This window comes from Streptomyces sp. NPDC001480, from assembly GCF_042894725.1.
In the GTDB taxonomy this organism is placed as follows: Bacteria; Actinomycetota; Actinomycetes; order Streptomycetales; family Streptomycetaceae; genus Streptomyces.
The window spans coordinates 85070-99836 of sequence record NZ_JBIAVX010000016.1; the positions used below are offsets into that span (position 1 = coordinate 85070).

Annotated in this window: 10 protein-coding genes and 1 pseudogene; 2 read left to right on the forward strand and 9 right to left on the reverse strand. The window is 70.4% G+C overall.

From position 1 onward, the window contains the following. Window positions 1-94: 94 nt before the first annotated feature. Window positions 95-2476 carry an ATP/GTP-binding protein gene (locus ACFY01_RS34040; RefSeq protein WP_390739623.1) on the reverse strand — a complete coding sequence of 794 codons (2382 nt, stop codon included), beginning with the start codon at window positions 2474-2476 and terminating at the stop codon, window positions 95-97. Between the two features lie 290 nt (window positions 2477-2766). On the opposite strand from ACFY01_RS34040, the gene gabT reads away from it, so the two are divergent. Continuing rightward, window positions 2767-4101, forward strand: a complete 1335-nt coding sequence (gene gabT, locus ACFY01_RS34045; RefSeq protein WP_390739624.1) for a 4-aminobutyrate--2-oxoglutarate transaminase — start codon at window positions 2767-2769, stop codon at window positions 4099-4101. Between the two features lie 700 nt (window positions 4102-4801). Further along, window positions 4802-5023 (forward strand): annotated as a pseudogene (locus ACFY01_RS34050) (phosphatase PAP2 family protein); the annotation flags it as partial. 40 nt (window positions 5024-5063) lie between these two features. Here ACFY01_RS34050 and ACFY01_RS34055 read toward each other — a convergent pair. The 8 genes from ACFY01_RS34055 to ACFY01_RS34090 all read right to left on the reverse strand — a co-directional run bounded on the left by ACFY01_RS34055 (window position 5064) and on the right by ACFY01_RS34090 (window position 14724). Further along, entirely contained in the window at window positions 5064-6893 is a 1830-nt protein-coding gene (locus tag ACFY01_RS34055; RefSeq protein ID WP_390739625.1) for a chitinase, read from the reverse strand. 85 nt (window positions 6894-6978) lie between these two features. Continuing rightward, window positions 6979-7437: a hypothetical protein gene (locus ACFY01_RS34060; RefSeq protein ID WP_390739626.1), complete on the reverse strand. Its 459-nt coding sequence runs from the start codon at window positions 7435-7437 to the stop codon at window positions 6979-6981. Between the two features lie 97 nt (window positions 7438-7534). Beyond that, window positions 7535-8953: an NAD(P)/FAD-dependent oxidoreductase gene (locus ACFY01_RS34065; protein ID WP_390739627.1), complete on the reverse strand. Its 1419-nt coding sequence runs from the start codon at window positions 8951-8953 to the stop codon at window positions 7535-7537. Window positions 8954-8990: 37 nt separating this feature from the next. Next, complete coding sequence (locus ACFY01_RS34070) at window positions 8991-9791, reverse strand: ABC transporter permease (RefSeq protein WP_390739628.1); 801 nt, start codon at window positions 9789-9791, stop codon at window positions 8991-8993. Next, the gene (locus ACFY01_RS34075) at window positions 9792-10721 is read right to left on the reverse strand and encodes an ABC transporter permease (RefSeq protein WP_390739629.1); all 930 of its coding nucleotides are present in this window, start codon (window positions 10719-10721) and stop codon (window positions 9792-9794) included. Then, a complete protein-coding gene (locus ACFY01_RS34080; RefSeq protein ID WP_390739630.1) occupies window positions 10721-11878 on the reverse strand; it encodes an ABC transporter ATP-binding protein in 1158 nt (385 codons plus the stop codon). The genes ACFY01_RS34075 and ACFY01_RS34080 overlap by 1 nt, the downstream gene beginning before the upstream one ends. Continuing rightward, window positions 11875-13122: a spermidine/putrescine ABC transporter substrate-binding protein gene (locus ACFY01_RS34085; protein ID WP_390739631.1), complete on the reverse strand. Its 1248-nt coding sequence runs from the start codon at window positions 13120-13122 to the stop codon at window positions 11875-11877. Before ACFY01_RS34085 ends, ACFY01_RS34080 begins: the two co-directional genes overlap by 4 nt. 66 nt (window positions 13123-13188) lie before the next feature. Continuing rightward, entirely contained in the window at window positions 13189-14724 is a 1536-nt protein-coding gene (locus ACFY01_RS34090; protein ID WP_390739632.1) for a gamma-aminobutyraldehyde dehydrogenase, read from the reverse strand. Between the last annotated feature and the right edge of the window lie 43 nt (window positions 14725-14767).

The following is a 14767-nucleotide window of genomic DNA, read 5'->3' on the forward strand; positions in this document are numbered from 1 at the left end:
TTGGCCGCCGCGTATGAACGGCCTATGCCGATTCTGCCTCACCGTACGGTCACCCGCTGACCTTATGTACGTACCTCTGTGCCTGCTGCAGACCTCAACCACGCAGATCCACCAGCAGTGGCGGGGCGTGCTCGCCGTTGACGCTCGTCAGCGACAGCACCGCGTGCCCCGGGGGTACCGCGTGCGCCAGCTCGGACGCGGACCACCGCTCCCGCTCGACCTGCTTGGTCGTCACGGCGTCCGTGGTCACGGCCTTGCCGGTCACCAGCTTGCGCAGGGCGTGGATCGCGCGGGTCATCGGCTGGTCCGCGAAGACGGTGTGCTTGGCGACCTCCTTCGTCTCCACCCACTCGGTGCCCCAGGCGTGGGCGAACCGGCTGCCGTCCCAGGTCGTGACGCCGGAGAGCGCCATACGGCACCCGACGGCGCCCAGCAGCGGGCCGTGCAGCGCCTCCGGCACGTCGGCGATCGAGCGCAGCGCGAGGACGACGCCGGCGTTGTCGGAACGCAGCCGCTGGATCCGGCGCACCGACTCGGCGGTGACGGCCCCGGTGGCGTCGTCGAGCACCAGGCACGCGAAGTGGCGGCCCCGCCCCTCGCGCACGACGGTGTGGAACTGCGCGAGGACGAGCCGGGTGATCAGCCGGGACGCCTCCTCGTGCCCGCGCTCGGGCAGATCGATACGGACCCGCAGCGGGTGATGGGCCACAGCACGCAGGGAGAAGGACCGGCCGACGCCCCCGGCGCCGAAGAAGTCGGCGAAGACGGGCCGGTCGAGGAGTGCGAGCCGGTCGGCGAGCGCCGGGCCCGTGTCGGCCGCGGTCCCGGTCTGGCGCATGCGGGCGTCGAGTTCACGGCGCATCACGGCGTGCCGGTCGTCCGTGAGCGCGGCACGCAGCGACGACAGCGCCGACGGCTCCCCCTCCAGGAGTTCACGCAGCACCGGCAGCGGCGGGAAGTGCCCGTGCACGGCCCGGTAGGGGCCCAGCAGCTGGGCGAGCGCCGTGGCGGCACTCTGGCTGCTGACGGTGTCGAGATCGCCCACCAGGGCCTCGGCGAGGAACGCGGCGGCCTCGTCGGGGTCGTCGGACTCCGCGTACGGATCGAGGTCGTGGACGGACGCCGGGTCGCCGATGCGCACCACGACGTCGTAGGCCGAGTCCGGGCCGAGCGGGGATCCGGCGGCGGAGACGGCGACCAGGGCGCACCGGCCGGTGAGCGCCTGCAGCGCCAGCGACTCGGTCACCGGCCCGACCACGTGCCTGGTCTTGCCGGAGCCGGGCGGTCCCACCAGCAGGAACGAGGTGGCGAGAACGTCCGGACCGACGGCCGCGCCGGCGTCGTGATAGGCGCGCGGGGTCCGCTCGCCCGGCGTCCACCGCCCGATGCGCACCTGTCCTTCGAGCAGGTCGTGCCGGGCTGTGCGGGCGGGCAGGTCCCGGGATCCGGACGGGTGCGTCCAGGCCGCGGCGCCCTGCCGTAGCACGGTTTCCGTGAAGGCGGCCGGGCTCGCCTGGCTCCTGGCCCGCGTCCAGGCGTGGGCCACGCGCGCGCAGTCCACGTCGTTCATCCGGCCCCCGGCCACTTCGGCGGTCAGCAGCTCGGCCGCCTGGTGCTGGCCCGCGTCGCGGAGTTCGGGCCAGTGCGACCGCGGCAGGTCCACGGCCGGTGCCGTGGTGGGGTGGGCGGCGGCCCGGCGACGCTCGGCGAGCTCCTTCGCGTACGTCCACCAGCCGCCGGCACGGGCGAACGGCCAGAGGACCAGCACGGTGACGAGCGTGTAGAGGCTGTCGACGAACAGCTCGGAACTGAACAGGTCGTAGCCGCCCGCGACCAGGGCGGTGAGGGCGAGCAGCGGGTCGAAGACCGGTACGGCGTCCCAGCCGACGACCGGGAAGGCGTCCGGGAAGACGAGGCTCAGCGCGCCGAGGGCGCCGACGGCCGCGAGCAGGGCCCGTACGGGCTGCGGGCGACGGCCCACGAAGTGCCGGACGACCTCGGACCAGCTGCCCAGCCGGACCACGGCGTAGACGAGGACGGCGAAGAAGGCGCCGTCGTAGACCACCAGGGCCTCGTGGCCCTGCCACTGCCGGGGCGAGACGGTCCCGCCCCACCACCAGTCGCCCGGCGTGAACAGCTTCAGCAGCGCCCACTCGTAGGGCAGGCTGCCCTGGCGCCACAGAGACCACACGAGCAGGGCCACGACGAGTGGGATCAGGAGGCCGACGACGGTGATCGGGGGGAGCCGGTCCGGCGTCCGCGTGTCCTTGGGCGGCCGGTGGCCGAGGCGCCAGATGCCGGGCGCGGCGGCGGGCCGGGGCTCGTCGAGCCAGTCGGCGACGGCCGACCGCTGTCCCTCGGTCCCGGGCACGCCCGGGGGCCTCGGCGGCATCGCGGGGACGTCTTGCGGTCCCGCCGGACGCGGCACAGGATTCGCATGCGTACCCCGCGCGTCCTGCGTCCCGTCGCTGTCCATCTCCCTTGCCCCCTGAGCAGCCGTTCCGTCCACCGTCAGCGAGTCAATCTAACGCCCCGGCCTGGGGAGTTCACCGCTTACGCGGCCGAGAGAGGGCCAAGATGAGAGGGGGACGCCCATGGGGCGCCTCTCGGGCGGGCCGGACCGCCATGTCCACCACGGACAACATCGATCCCGGACAACGCCCACATGGAGCATGCCTACTCCCCTCCCGCCGACCTAGCCTGCGAGAAGAGAAGGCAAAGGCAAGACAAGAGTCGTCAAGGCCGTAGAACCACCAGGAGCCCCCCATGAGCGCACTTCCGCAGGAGCGCCGCGTCGTCACCGCCATCCCCGGTCCGAAGTCGCAGGAGCTTCAGGCCCGCCGTACCGCCGTGGTCGCGCAGGGCGTGGGCTCCGTGCTGCCCGTGTTCACCTCGCGCGCGGGTGGCGGGATCATCGAGGACGTCGACGGCAACCGTCTGATCGACTTCGGTTCCGGCATCGCGGTGACGAGCGTCGGCGCGTCCGCCGAGGCCGTCGTACGCCGGGCCTCCGCCCAGCTCGCCGACTTCACCCACACCTGTTTCATGGTCACCCCGTACGAGGGCTACGTCGAGGTCGCCGAGGCCCTGGCCGAGCTCACCCCGGGTGACCACGCCAAGAAGTCCGCCCTGTTCAACTCGGGCGCCGAGGCCGTCGAGAACGCGGTCAAGATCGCCCGCGCGTACACCAAGCGCCAGGCGGTCGTCGTGTTCGACCACGGCTACCACGGCCGTACCAACCTGACGATGGCGCTGACGGCGAAGAACATGCCGTACAAGCACGGCTTCGGTCCGTTCGCCCCCGAGGTCTACCGGGTGCCGGTCGCCTACGCCTACCGCTGGCCGACCGGTCCGGAGAACGCCGGCCCCGAGGCCGCCGCGCAGGCCATCGACCAGATCACCAAGCAGGTCGGCCCGGACAACGTGGCCGCGATCATCATCGAGCCGGTGCTCGGCGAGGGTGGTTTCATCGAGCCGGCGAAGGGCTTCCTGCCCGCGATCCGCAAGTTCGCCTCGGACAACGGCATCGTGTTCGTCGCCGACGAGATCCAGTCCGGTTTCTGCCGGACGGGCCAGTGGTTCGCCTGCGAGGACGAAGGCATCGTCCCCGACCTGATCACCACGGCCAAGGGCATCGCGGGCGGCCTGCCGCTCGCCGCCGTCACCGGCCGCGCCGAGATCATGGACGCCGCGCACGCGGGTGGCCTGGGCGGCACCTACGGCGGCAACCCGGTCGCCTGCGCCGGTGCGCTCGGCGCCATCGAGACGATGAAGGAGCTCGACCTCAACGCCAGGGCGAAGAACATCGAGGCGGTCATGAAGGGTCGCCTGACCGCCATGGCCGACAAGTTCGACGTCATCGGTGACGTCCGCGGCCGCGGCGCCATGATCGCGATCGAGCTGGTCAAGGACCGCGCCACCAAGGAGCCGAACCCGGAGGCGACCGCCGCGCTCGCCAAGGCCTGCCACCAGGAGGGCCTGCTGGTCCTGACCTGTGGCACCTACGGCAACGTGCTCCGCTTCCTGCCCCCGCTGGTCATCGGCGAGGACCTCCTGAACGAGGGCCTCGACATCATCGAGCAGGCCTTCGCGCGGATCTGAGCCACTGGTCCGCACCGGTCACGGACAGTGAACCCACAGCTACGGCAGGCCGTGTGAAGAACGTGTGCGGGGTGGATGACGGGACGCGATTCCACCTGTCCTGGCGCCACCCGCTGCCGTAGGTTCTAACCAGATGAGAGATACACCCCGCCCACAGGGGACTGTGGGCGACATCAGGCCGGGGCCTCCCCAGCTTCGACCTGGTCGTGCCCTCGCGCACACAACCGGTGCCTCTGGTTCCGGATCTCCTCACCGATCGGACGGTCGCCCGCCCCAAACCCCCCGGGGCGCGCGGCGTTCCGGTCCGGACGGCCGCCCCGGAACCACCCCCCCTGTTCCGGGGCGGCCGACCTCCTTCCTCCTCTCCCCCCTGCTTCTTGCGGCGGGCCTGCCGGCCCTGTTGTTCGGGCTGCTCACCTGGCAGGTCGTCACCGACGGTCCCCTGGTGCGTCTCGACGAGCGGCTGAGCGGCGCCCTGGTCCATCCGGACCGCGTCTCGGAACTCCTCGCCGACCTCGGCAACGCCCAGGTGGCGGTGCCGGTGCTCGCGCTCGCGCTGGGGTACGCGGCGTGGCGGGGCCGTGCCACCGGTACGGACCGCTGGTGGCTGCCGCCCGCCGCGGCAGCCGTCCCGATGGCGCTGGTCCCGGCCGTCGTCGTCCCGCTGAAGGACTGGACCGCCCGCCCGGGCACCCCGGTGATGCCGCCGGGCGTCGGGTACTACCCGTCCGGCCACACGGCCACGGCAGCCGTCGCGTACGGCTCGGCGGCCCTGCTCCTCCTCCCCTGGCTCGGCACGGCCCGGGCCCGCCGCGCACTCGCCGCCGGCTGCCTCGCACTCGTGCTCGGCGTCTCCTTCGGCCTGGTCCGGCGTGGCTACCACTGGCCACTGGACGTCGTGGCCGGCTGGTGCCTGTGCGCGGTACTGCTCGCCGGGCCGCGGCTCGTGCTCAGCCGAGGGCTCAGCCGAAGTAGGCGTCGAAGTTCTTCTGGAACTCCCAGTTCGAGTAGCGGTCCCAGTTCACCGACCACGTCATCAGGCCGCGCAGGGACGGCCAGGTCCCGTGGGTCGCGTACGAGCCGCAGTTCGTCTTCTTCGTCAGACAGTCCAGGGTCTTCGTGACCTCGGACGGGGAGACGTAGCCGTTGCCCGCGTTCGTCGAGGCGGGCATGCCGATGGCGACCTGGTCGGGGCGCAGCGGCGGGAAGACGTTGTCCGGGTCACCGGCGACCGGGAAGCCGGTGAGCAGCATGTCGGTCATGGCGATGTGGAAGTCGGCGCCGCCCATGGAGTGGTACTGGTTGTCGAGCCCCATGATCGGGCCGGAGTTGTAGTCCTGGACGTGGAGCAGGGTCAGGTCGTCGCGCAGGGCGTGGATGACCGGGAGGTACGCGCCGCAGCGCGGGTCCTGGCCGCCCCATTTGCCGGTGCCGTAGAACTGGTATCCGTTCTGCACGAAGAAGGTCTCCGGCGCCATCGTCAGCACGAATTTGGAGCCGTACCTGGCCTTCAGGGTCTTCAGGGCCGAGATCAGGTTCACGATCACGGGGGTCGTGGGGTTCCTGAAGTCCGTGTCGTTCGCGTTCAGGGACAGCGAATGGCCCTCGAAGTCGATGTCGAGGCCGTCCAGGCCGTAGTCGTCGATGATCTTCGACACCGAGGTGACGAAGGTGTCCCTGGCGGCCGCCGTCGTCAGCTGGACCTGGCCGTTCTGGCCACCGATCGAGATCAGCACCTTCTTGCCCGCCGCCTGCTTGGCCTTGATCGCCGCCTTGAAGTCGGCGTCGCTCTCGGCGTTCGGGCACTCGGTGACGGGGCAGCGGTTGAAGCGGATGTCGCCGGAGGTGACCGAGGTGGGCTCGCCGAAGGCCAGGTCGATGACGTCCCAGCTGTCGGGTACGTCGGCCAGGCGGGTGTAGCCGGAGCCGTTGGCGAAGCTCGCGTGGAGGTAGCCGACCAGGGCGTGGCCGGGCAGACCGCCCGAGCCGCCGCCGGTGCCGGCCGTGGTCGTCGCGGTCACGGCGGCCGATCGTGCGGACTCGCCGGCGTCGTTGGTCGCGGTGACCTGGAAGCTGTACGCGGTGGAGGGCGAGAGCCCGGTGACGGTGGCCGAGGCGCCGGTCACCGTCTGCACCCTGGCCCCGTCGCGGTAGACCGCGTAGCCGGTCGCGCCCGTCACCGCCGACCAGGACAGGGCGACGGAGGACGAGGTGACCGTGCCGGTCTTCAGGCCGGTGGGCGCGGCGGGCGGCTGCCCGGTGCTCGCGCCCGGGCCGGTCAGGGAGATGTCGTCGGCGTGGTAGGCGCCGGTGCCGTACCAGCCGTGCGTGTAGATGGTCGCCTTCGTCGTGGCGGCGCCGGTGGTGAAGGTGGTGGTGAGCTTCTGCCAGTCGGGGGCCGACTGGGTCCAGGTGGAGACGTCGGTGGTGCCGGTGCCGTTCGCACCCAGGTAGACGTAGGAGCCGCGGACGTACCCGGACAGCGTGTACCGCGAGTTCGGCTGCACGGTGACCGTCTGCGCGCACTGGGCGTTGTCGCTGCCGGCCGGGGTGGCCTGGAGTGCGGAACCCCCGCTGTGCACGGGTGATGTGACGGTCGTGCCGGCTGTGCAGATCCAGCCGTCGAGGCCGGATTCGAAGCCCCCGTTCCTCGCGAGTTCCGCGTCGGCCGCCCGGGCGGCCGACGAGAGCGCGGTGAGGCCGGGTACGGCCAGCAGCGCGGCCGTGAGCAGGGCGAGGACGGATCTGGGGTGTCGGTCGGGTCTGCGTCGGTCGTGTCTGGCGCGGTCCACAAGGGCCTCCGGAGGTGGGGGTGTTGGAGGGGTGGAGCGCACTCAACTTGGTCCAGACCAATCTTGTTGTCAAGGTGCCGGGACGCTACCTGCCCTTCTCCCCGCCTCTGGCCGGCTCCGCCGCCGCCTCGTGCATCGCCAGTTCCAGCAGGGTGGGATCGGTGAGCGTGCCGGAGCCGTCGGGCGGCACCAGCCAGCGCAAGGTGGTGGTGGCCCGGCCCGGGTGCGGCACGACGATCCAGGTGCCGGGTCCGGCGGCGCGGATGCCGGTGCCGAGCCAGCGGGCCGCCGTGCCGGGCGGCACCAGGAAGCCCACCCGTGAGTCCCCGAAGTCGGCCAGCACCGGTCCCGGTCGGTCGAGGATCCGGGTGAGCACGTCCAGCGTCGGGTAGCCGAGCGCGCCCGGGAGTATGAGCACGTCCCAGGCCTTGCCCGCGGGCAGCAGGGCGACCCCCCGCGGGTTGCGCTCCCATTCCCAGCGGCACGCCTCGGGATCCGGTGCGACGGATGCCAGCCACTCGACCGCCGTCTTGGCCCCAGTCATGAGAAGACCTCCCTCTCGTCACGAACGTGGTTCACGAGGGAGAGGGAGGTCTGCGGCCGGCATTACGCGGGTTCCGGCACCTTGTCGGAGTGAACCGTCAGCTGTCGAAGCCCAGCCCCAGTCGGTCCATCGTCCTCAGCCACAGGTTGCGACGGCCACCGTGGGCGTCCGCGCGGGCCAGGGACCACTTGGTGAGGGCGATACCGGTCCAGGCGAAGGGCTCGGGCGGGAAGGGCAGCGGCTTCTTGCGGACCATCTCCAGCTCGGTCCGCTCGGTGCGTTCGCCGGCCAGCAGGTCCAGCATCACGTCGGCGCCGAAGCGGGTGGCGCCGACGCCGAGGCCCGTGTATCCCGCCGCGTACGCCACCTTCCCCTGGTGGGCGGTGCCGAAGAACGCCGAGAAACGCGAGCAGGTGTCGATCGCGCCGCCCCACGCGTGCGTGAAGCGGACGCCCTCCAGCTGCGGGAAACAGGTGAAGAAGTGCCCGGCGAGCTTGGCATAGGTCTCCGGGCGGTCGTCGTACTCGGAGCGGACCCGGCCGCCGTAGTGGTGGATCGCGTCGTAGCCGCCCCACAGGATCCGGTTGTCGGCGGACAGCCGGAAGTAGTGGAACTGGTTCGCGGAATCCCCCAGGCCCTGTCTGTTCTTCCAGCCGATCGACGCCAGCTGGTCGGCGGACAGCGGCTCCGTCATCAGCGCGTAGTCGTAGACGGGGACCGTGTAGGAACGCACGCGCCGCAGCAGGCTGGGGAAGATGTTCGTGCCGAGCGCGACCCGGCGGGCGCGGACCGTGCCGTACGGGGTGCCCACGGCCATGCCGCTGCCGTACGGCTTCAGGGTCAGGGCCGGCGTGTGCTCGTAGACCCGCACGCCCAGCCGGAGGCAGGCCCGCTTGAGGCCCCAGGCGAGCTTGGCCGGGTGCAGCATGGCCACGCCCCGGCGGTCGTGGAGGCCCGCCTCGAAGGTGGGCGAGTTCACCTGCTCCCGTACGGCGTCGGCGTCGAGGAACTCGATGCCGTCGGCGAGGCCCTTGTCCTGGAGCTCCTTGTGCCAGTCGCGCAGTTCCCACGCCTGGTAGGTCTCGGTGGCGACGTCGATCTCGCCGGTGCGTTCGAAGTCGCAGTCGATTCCGTGCCGGGCGACCGCCGCCTCGATCTCGTCGAGGTTGCGCTCGCCCAGCTTCTGGAGCGTGTGGATCTCGTCCGGCCAGCGGGTGAGGCCGTTGGGCAGTCCGTGGGTGAGGGAGGCGGCGCAGAAGCCGCCGTTGCGGCCCGAGGCGGCCCAGCCCACCTCACGGCCCTCCAGCAGTACCACGTCCCGCTCCGGATCGCGCTCCTTGGCGTTGAGCGCGGTCCACAGTCCGCTGTACCCGCCGCCGACGACCAGCAGGTCGCAGGTCTCGGTGCCGGTGAGAGCGGGCTCGGGGTGGGGCTTGCCGGGGTCTTCGAGCCAGTACGGGACCGGCTGCGCTTCGGAAAGAGACTTGATCCAATGGGTCATGGCGCTTGGGGCCATGATTTCAACTCCCTACAGAGATTCCGGGTTGTCCCGGTTATGCCTTTTGCTTGTTGCGGCGGTTGGTGATGAGCATCGACGTCAGGACGAACAGCACGGCGACCAGGAACATGGCCGTGCCGATGACATTGATCTGGACGGGCGTTCCGCGCTGCGCCGAACCCCACACGAACATGGGGAAGGTGACGGTCGAGCCCGCGTTGAAGTTGGTGATGATGAAATCGTCGAAGGAGAGCGCGAAGGACAGCAGCGCGCCCGCGGCGATCCCGGGTGCCGCGATGGGCAGGGTGACCCGCAGGAAGGTCTGCGCCGGCCCGGCGTACAGGTCCCGGGCGGCCTCCTCCAGGCGCGGGTCCATCGACATCACGCGCGCCTTGACCGCGACGACGACGAAGCTGAGGCAGAACATGATGTGCGCGATCAGGATCGTCCAGAAGCCCAGCTGAGCACCCATGTTGAGGAACAGGGTGAGCAGCGAGGCCGCCATGACGACCTCCGGCATGGCCATCGGCAGGAAGATCAGCGAGTTCACGGCGGACCGCGCGCGGAAGCGGTAGCGGACCAGCGCGAAGGCGATCATGGTGCCGAGGAGCGTGGCGCCGACCGTCGCCCACACGGCGATCTGGAGGCTGAGGGACAGCGAGCCGCACATGTCGGCGACCCCGCACGGGTCCTTCCAGGCGTCCGTGGAGAACTGCTGCCATTCGTAGTTGAAGCGGCCCTTCGGTTTGTTGAAGGAGAACACCGTGACGACGACGTTGGGCAGCAGGAGATAGGCGAGGGTCAACAGCCCCGCGATGACGACGAGACGGCTCTTGAGCCAGGTGACGAAGGGCATTTAGACCAGATCCTCCGTCCCGGACCGGCGGATGTAGATCGTGACCATGAGCAGGATCGCGGCCATGAGGATGAAGGAGAGGGCGGCGGCCGTCGGGTAGTCCAGGATGCGCAGGAACTGCGTCTGGATGACGTTGCCGATCATGCGGGTGTCGGTGGAGCCGAGGAGTTCGGCGTTGACGTAGTCGCCGGCCGCGGGGATGAAGGTCAGCAGCGTGCCGGAGACCACGCCCGGCATCGACAGCGGGAAGGTGACCTTGCGGAAGGTGGTCCAGGGCCTGGCGTACAGATCGCCGGCCGCCTCGTGCAGCCGCCCGTCGATCCGCTCCAGCGAGGTGTACAGCGGCAGGATCATGAAGGGCAGGAAGTTGTACGTCAGGCCGCACACCACCGCCAGCGGTGTGGCCAGCACGCGGTTTCCCGCCGTCCAGCCGAGCCAGTCGGTGAGGTCGAGGACGTGCAGCGTGTTGAGGGCGCCGACGACCGGGCCGCTGTCCGCGAGGATCGTCTTCCAGGCGAGGGTGCGGATCAGGAAGCTGGTGAAGAACGGCGCGATCACCAGGATCATGATCAGGTTCCGCCAGCGGCCCGCGCGGAAGGCGATCAGGTAGGCCAGCGGGTAGCCGAGCAGCAGGCACAGCACGGTCGCGGCGGCGGCGTACAGGACCGAACGCACGAACTGCGGCCAGTACTCGGCGAGCGCGTCCCAGTAGGTCGCGAAGTGCCAGGTGACCTTGTAGCCGTCCTCCAGCGAGCCCGTCTGCACGGAGGTGGAGGCCTGGTAGATCATCGGCAGCGCGAAGAAGACGACCAGCCAGAGGATGCCGGGCAGCAGCAGCCAGTACGGCGTGAACCGGCCGCGCCTGCGCGGGGGCTTCTCCTCGGGGGCGGCGGGGGCGAGAGGCGGGGGCGCCTCGGTGAGCGTCGACATCAGGCGGCGACCTCTTCCTCGGTGCCCGCGTCGATGTCCTGCGTGGCGTCCAGGCCGAAAGTGTGGGCCGGGCTCCAGTGCAGGACCACCTCGGCGCCGGGGACGAGCCGTCCGTCACGCTCGACGTTCTGCACGTACACCGCGAACTCGTCGCAGACCGGGGTGTCGATGACGTACTGCGTGGAGACACCGATGAAGCTGGCGTCGGCGATCTTGCCGGTGACGCGGTTGCGGGCTTCGGGGACCTCCCCCGCGTCGTCGGCGTGCGTGAGCGAGATCTTCTCCGGGCGGATGCCCACCAGCACCTTGCCGCCGGCCGTCGCCGGGGCGGAACAGCGTGCCTGGGGCAGCACGAGCTTGCCGCCGCCGGCCTTGAGGACGATGTCGTCGCCGTTCTTGGTGTCGACCTCGGCCTCGATCAGGTTGGAGGTGCCGAGGAAGTTCGCGACGAAGGTGGTCCGCGGGTTCTCGTACAGGTCGGTGGGCGAGCCGAGCTGCTCCACACGGCCCGCGTTCATCACGGCGACCGTGTCGGCCATCGTCATGGCCTCCTCCTGGTCGTGCGTGACGTGGACGAAGGTGATGCCGACCTCGGTCTGGATGCGTTTGAGCTCCAGCTGCATCTGGCGGCGCAGTTTGAGGTCGAGGGCGCCGAGGGGCTCGTCGAGGAGGAGCACCTTCGGGTGGTTGATGAGCGCGCGGGCCACGGCGACCCGCTGCTGCTGGCCGCCGGAGAGCTGGTGCGGCTTCTTGCGCGCCTGCTCACCCAGCTGGACGAGGTCCAGCATCTCCTCGACCTGCTTCTTCACGCTCTTGATGCCGCGCCGGCGCAGGCCGAAGGCGACGTTCTCGAAGATGTCGAGGTGCGGGAAGAGGGCGTAGGACTGGAAGACGGTGTTCACCGGCCGCTTGTACGGCGGCAGGTGGGTGACGTCCTGGTCGCCGAGGTGCACCGTGCCGGAGGAAGGTTCCTCCAGACCGGCGATCATGCGCAGGGTGGTGGTCTTGCCGCAGCCCGAGGCGCCGAGCAGGGCGAAGAAGGAGCCCTGCGGGACGGTCAGGTCCAGCGGGTGCACGGCGGTGAAGGCGCCGTAGGTCTTGCCGATTCCGGAGAGGCGGACGTCGCCGCTGCTGTCAGTCGTCTTCATCGTCGTCACGCCCCTGTGAGCTTCGCGAACTTCTCTTCGTAGGCCGTCTCTTCCTTCTGGCTCAGCGAGCGGAAGGAATGGGACCTGGCCTGCATGGCCTTGTCGGGAACGATCAGCGGGTTGTTCGCCGCGTTCTTGTCGATCTTCGCAAGGTAGGGCTTCACGCCGTCGACGGGCGTCGCGTAGTTGATGTACGCGGCGAGCGCGGCGGCCTGCTCCGGCTCGTAGTAGAAGTCGATCAGCCGCTCGGCGTTCGTCTTGTGCCGCGCCTTGTTGGGCACCAGCATGTTGTCGGTCGACGTCATGTAGCCGCTGTCCGGGATGACGAAGTCGACGTCCGGGCTGTCCGCTTTGAGCTGCACCACGTCGCCGGCCCAGGCGACGCAGGCCGCGATGTCGCCCTTGGTCAGGTCCGAGGTGTAGTCGTTGCCGGTGAAGCGGCGGATCTGGCCCTTGTCGACGGCCTTCTGGAGCCGGGCTATGACCGCGTCGAAGTCGTCGTCGGTGAACTTCGCCGGGTCCTTGCCCATGTCGAGCAGGGTCATGCCGATGCTGTCACGCATCTCGGAGAGGAACGAGACGCGGCCCTTCAGCCTGGGGTTGTCGAGCAGGTCGGAGACCGACTTCACCTCGATGCCGTCGAGCGCCTTCTTGTTGTAGGCGATGACCGTCGGGATGCCCTGCCAGGGGTACGAGTAGGCACGGCCGGGGTCCCAGTCGGGGTCACGGAACTGCGCCGACAGGTTGGTGTAGGCGTGCGGCAGGTTGGACGGGTCCAGTTTCTGGACCCACCCCAGGCGGATCAGCCGGGCGGCGAGCCAGTCGGTGAGGACGACGATGTCGCGGCCGGTGTCCTGGCCCGCGGCGAGCTGCGGCTTGATCTTGCCGAAGAAATCGTTGTTGTCGTTGATGTCCTCGGTGTACTTGACCTGGATACCGGTCCGCTTGGCGAACGTCTCCAGCGTGGGGTGATGCTTGCCGCTGTCGTCGATGTCGATGTACTCGGTCCAGTTGGAGAAGTTGACGACCTTCTCCGCGGCCGAGTGGTCCGTGGCGGACGTGCCGCCCTGCGTCTTGCCGGCCGCCGGGATCCCGCAGGCGCTCAGCGCCCCGAGACCGCCCAGGGTGAGCGCGCCGCCCGCGGAGGCGCGCAGCAGCGACCGGCGGGTCATGGCAGCCCTGCCGTTGCGGAGGCTGCGCCGCATCGCGGCCACTTGGACCGGCGTCAGGCGGTCGGGCTCGTACTGCTCCATGCGCGTGGTGCCCTTTCGGGAGGGTGGGTAGGGCCCGCCGTGGTCGTCGGCGGCGGCCGGTCTTCGCTATCGGTCCCCGAAGATCGTGCGGTGCCAGTCCTTCCGGGCCACCGCCGTGTTATCGAACATTACGTGCTTGACCTGGGTGTACTCCTCGAACGAGTACGCCGACATGTCCTTGCCGAAGCCGGACTGCTTATAGCCTCCGTGCGGCATCTCGCTGATGATCGGAATGTGGTCGTTGACCCAGACGCACCCCGCCTTGATCTCGCGGGTCGCGCGGTTCGCGCGGTAGACGTCCCGGCTCCACGCCGAGGCGGCGAGACCGTACGGGGTGTCGTTGGCCAGCCGGATGCCCTCGTCGTCACCGTCGAACGGGAGCACGACCAGCACGGGCCCGAAGATCTCCGCCTGGACGATCTCGCTGTCCTGCGGTGCGCCGGCGATGAGGGTGGGCCGGTAGTACGCGCCGTTCGCGAGGTCCCCCCGCGGAGCCTCGCCGCCGGCCACCACGCGCGCGTAGCCACGCGCCCGGTCGACGAAGGCGGCGACGCGGTCACGCTGGACGTGCGAGATGAGCGGGCCGAGGTCGGTGCCGGGGGCGAAGGGGTCGCCGAGCCGGACGCTCTCCATGAGTGCGGCGGTCTGCTCGACGAACGCCTCGTAGAGCGGGCGCTGCACGTACGCGCGCGTGGCGGCGGTGCAGTCCTGCCCGGTGTTGATGAGCGCGCCCGCGACGGCGCCGTGGACGGCCGCCTCCAGGTCCGCGTCGTCGAAGACCACGAAGGGCGCCTTGCCGCCGAGCTCCAGGTGGAGGCGCTTGACGGTGGCGGTGGCGAGCTCGGCGACCCGCTTGCCGACGGCGGTGGACCCGGTGAAGGAGGTCATGGCCACGTCCGGGTGACCGACGAGGTGCTCGCCGGCTTCCCGGCCGGTGCCGGTGACGATGTTGATCACCCCGTCCGGGAGACCGGCGTCGGTCGCCGCCTGCGCGAAGAGCAGTGAGGTCAGCGGGGTCAGCTCGGCGGGCTTCAGTACGACGGTGTTGCCCGCGGCGACCGCCGGGAGGATCTTCCAGGCGGCCATCTGGAGCGGGTAGTTCCAGGGTGCGATGGAACCGACGACACCGATGGGTTCGCGGCGGACGTACGAGGTGTGGTCGCCGGAGTACTCACCGGCGGACTGCCCCGTCAGATGCCGGGCGGCGCCCGCGAAGAAGGCGGTGTTGTCGATGGTCCCCGGGACGTCGAACTCCCGGGTGAGCTTGAGCGGCTTGCCGCACTGGAGAGACTCGGCGCGGGCGAAGTCCTCGGCACGGTCGGCGATCACGGCGGCGAAGCGGTGCAGCGCGTCGGAGCGCTCGCCCGGGGTGGTCGCGGCCCAGGCCGGGAAGGCCTCGCGGGCGGCGGCCACGGCCGCGTCGACGTCGTCCGTCCCGGCCAGCTCGTACGTGTACACGTCCTTGCCGCTCGCCGGGTCGACCACGGCGTGCGTGCGGCCGGAGGTGCCCTGGGTGAGGCGCCCGGCGATGAACTGCGCGCCGTCCGCGAGGCGCTCCTGCGCGGGGAATCGTTCCGGGGTGGCGGTGCCCGGGTTGTGCATGTCGCTCTCCTCGGCCGTCGCCCCGTCCCGGGGGGCGGGTGGC

What these genes read in the sequence shown, in the direction of transcription:
- ACFY01_RS34040 (WP_390739623.1), bottom strand. Translation starts at nt 2,476, where the DNA reads ATGGACAGCGACGGGACGCAGGACGCGCGGGGTACGCATGCGAATCCT.
- gabT (WP_390739624.1), top strand. Translation starts at nt 2,767, where the DNA reads ATGAGCGCACTTCCGCAGGAGCGCCGCGTCGTCACCGCCATCCCCGGT.
- ACFY01_RS34060 (WP_390739626.1), bottom strand. Translation starts at nt 7,437, where the DNA reads ATGACTGGGGCCAAGACGGCGGTCGAGTGGCTGGCATCCGTCGCACCG.
- ACFY01_RS34065 (WP_390739627.1), bottom strand. Translation starts at nt 8,953, where the DNA reads ATGGCCCCAAGCGCCATGACCCATTGGATCAAGTCTCTTTCCGAAGCG.
- ACFY01_RS34070 (WP_390739628.1), bottom strand. Translation starts at nt 9,791, where the DNA reads ATGCCCTTCGTCACCTGGCTCAAGAGCCGTCTCGTCGTCATCGCGGGG.
- ACFY01_RS34075 (WP_390739629.1), bottom strand. Translation starts at nt 10,721, where the DNA reads ATGTCGACGCTCACCGAGGCGCCCCCGCCTCTCGCCCCCGCCGCCCCC.
- ACFY01_RS34085 (WP_390739631.1), bottom strand. Translation starts at nt 13,122, where the DNA reads ATGGAGCAGTACGAGCCCGACCGCCTGACGCCGGTCCAAGTGGCCGCG.
- ACFY01_RS34090 (WP_390739632.1), bottom strand. Translation starts at nt 14,724, where the DNA reads ATGCACAACCCGGGCACCGCCACCCCGGAACGATTCCCCGCGCAGGAG.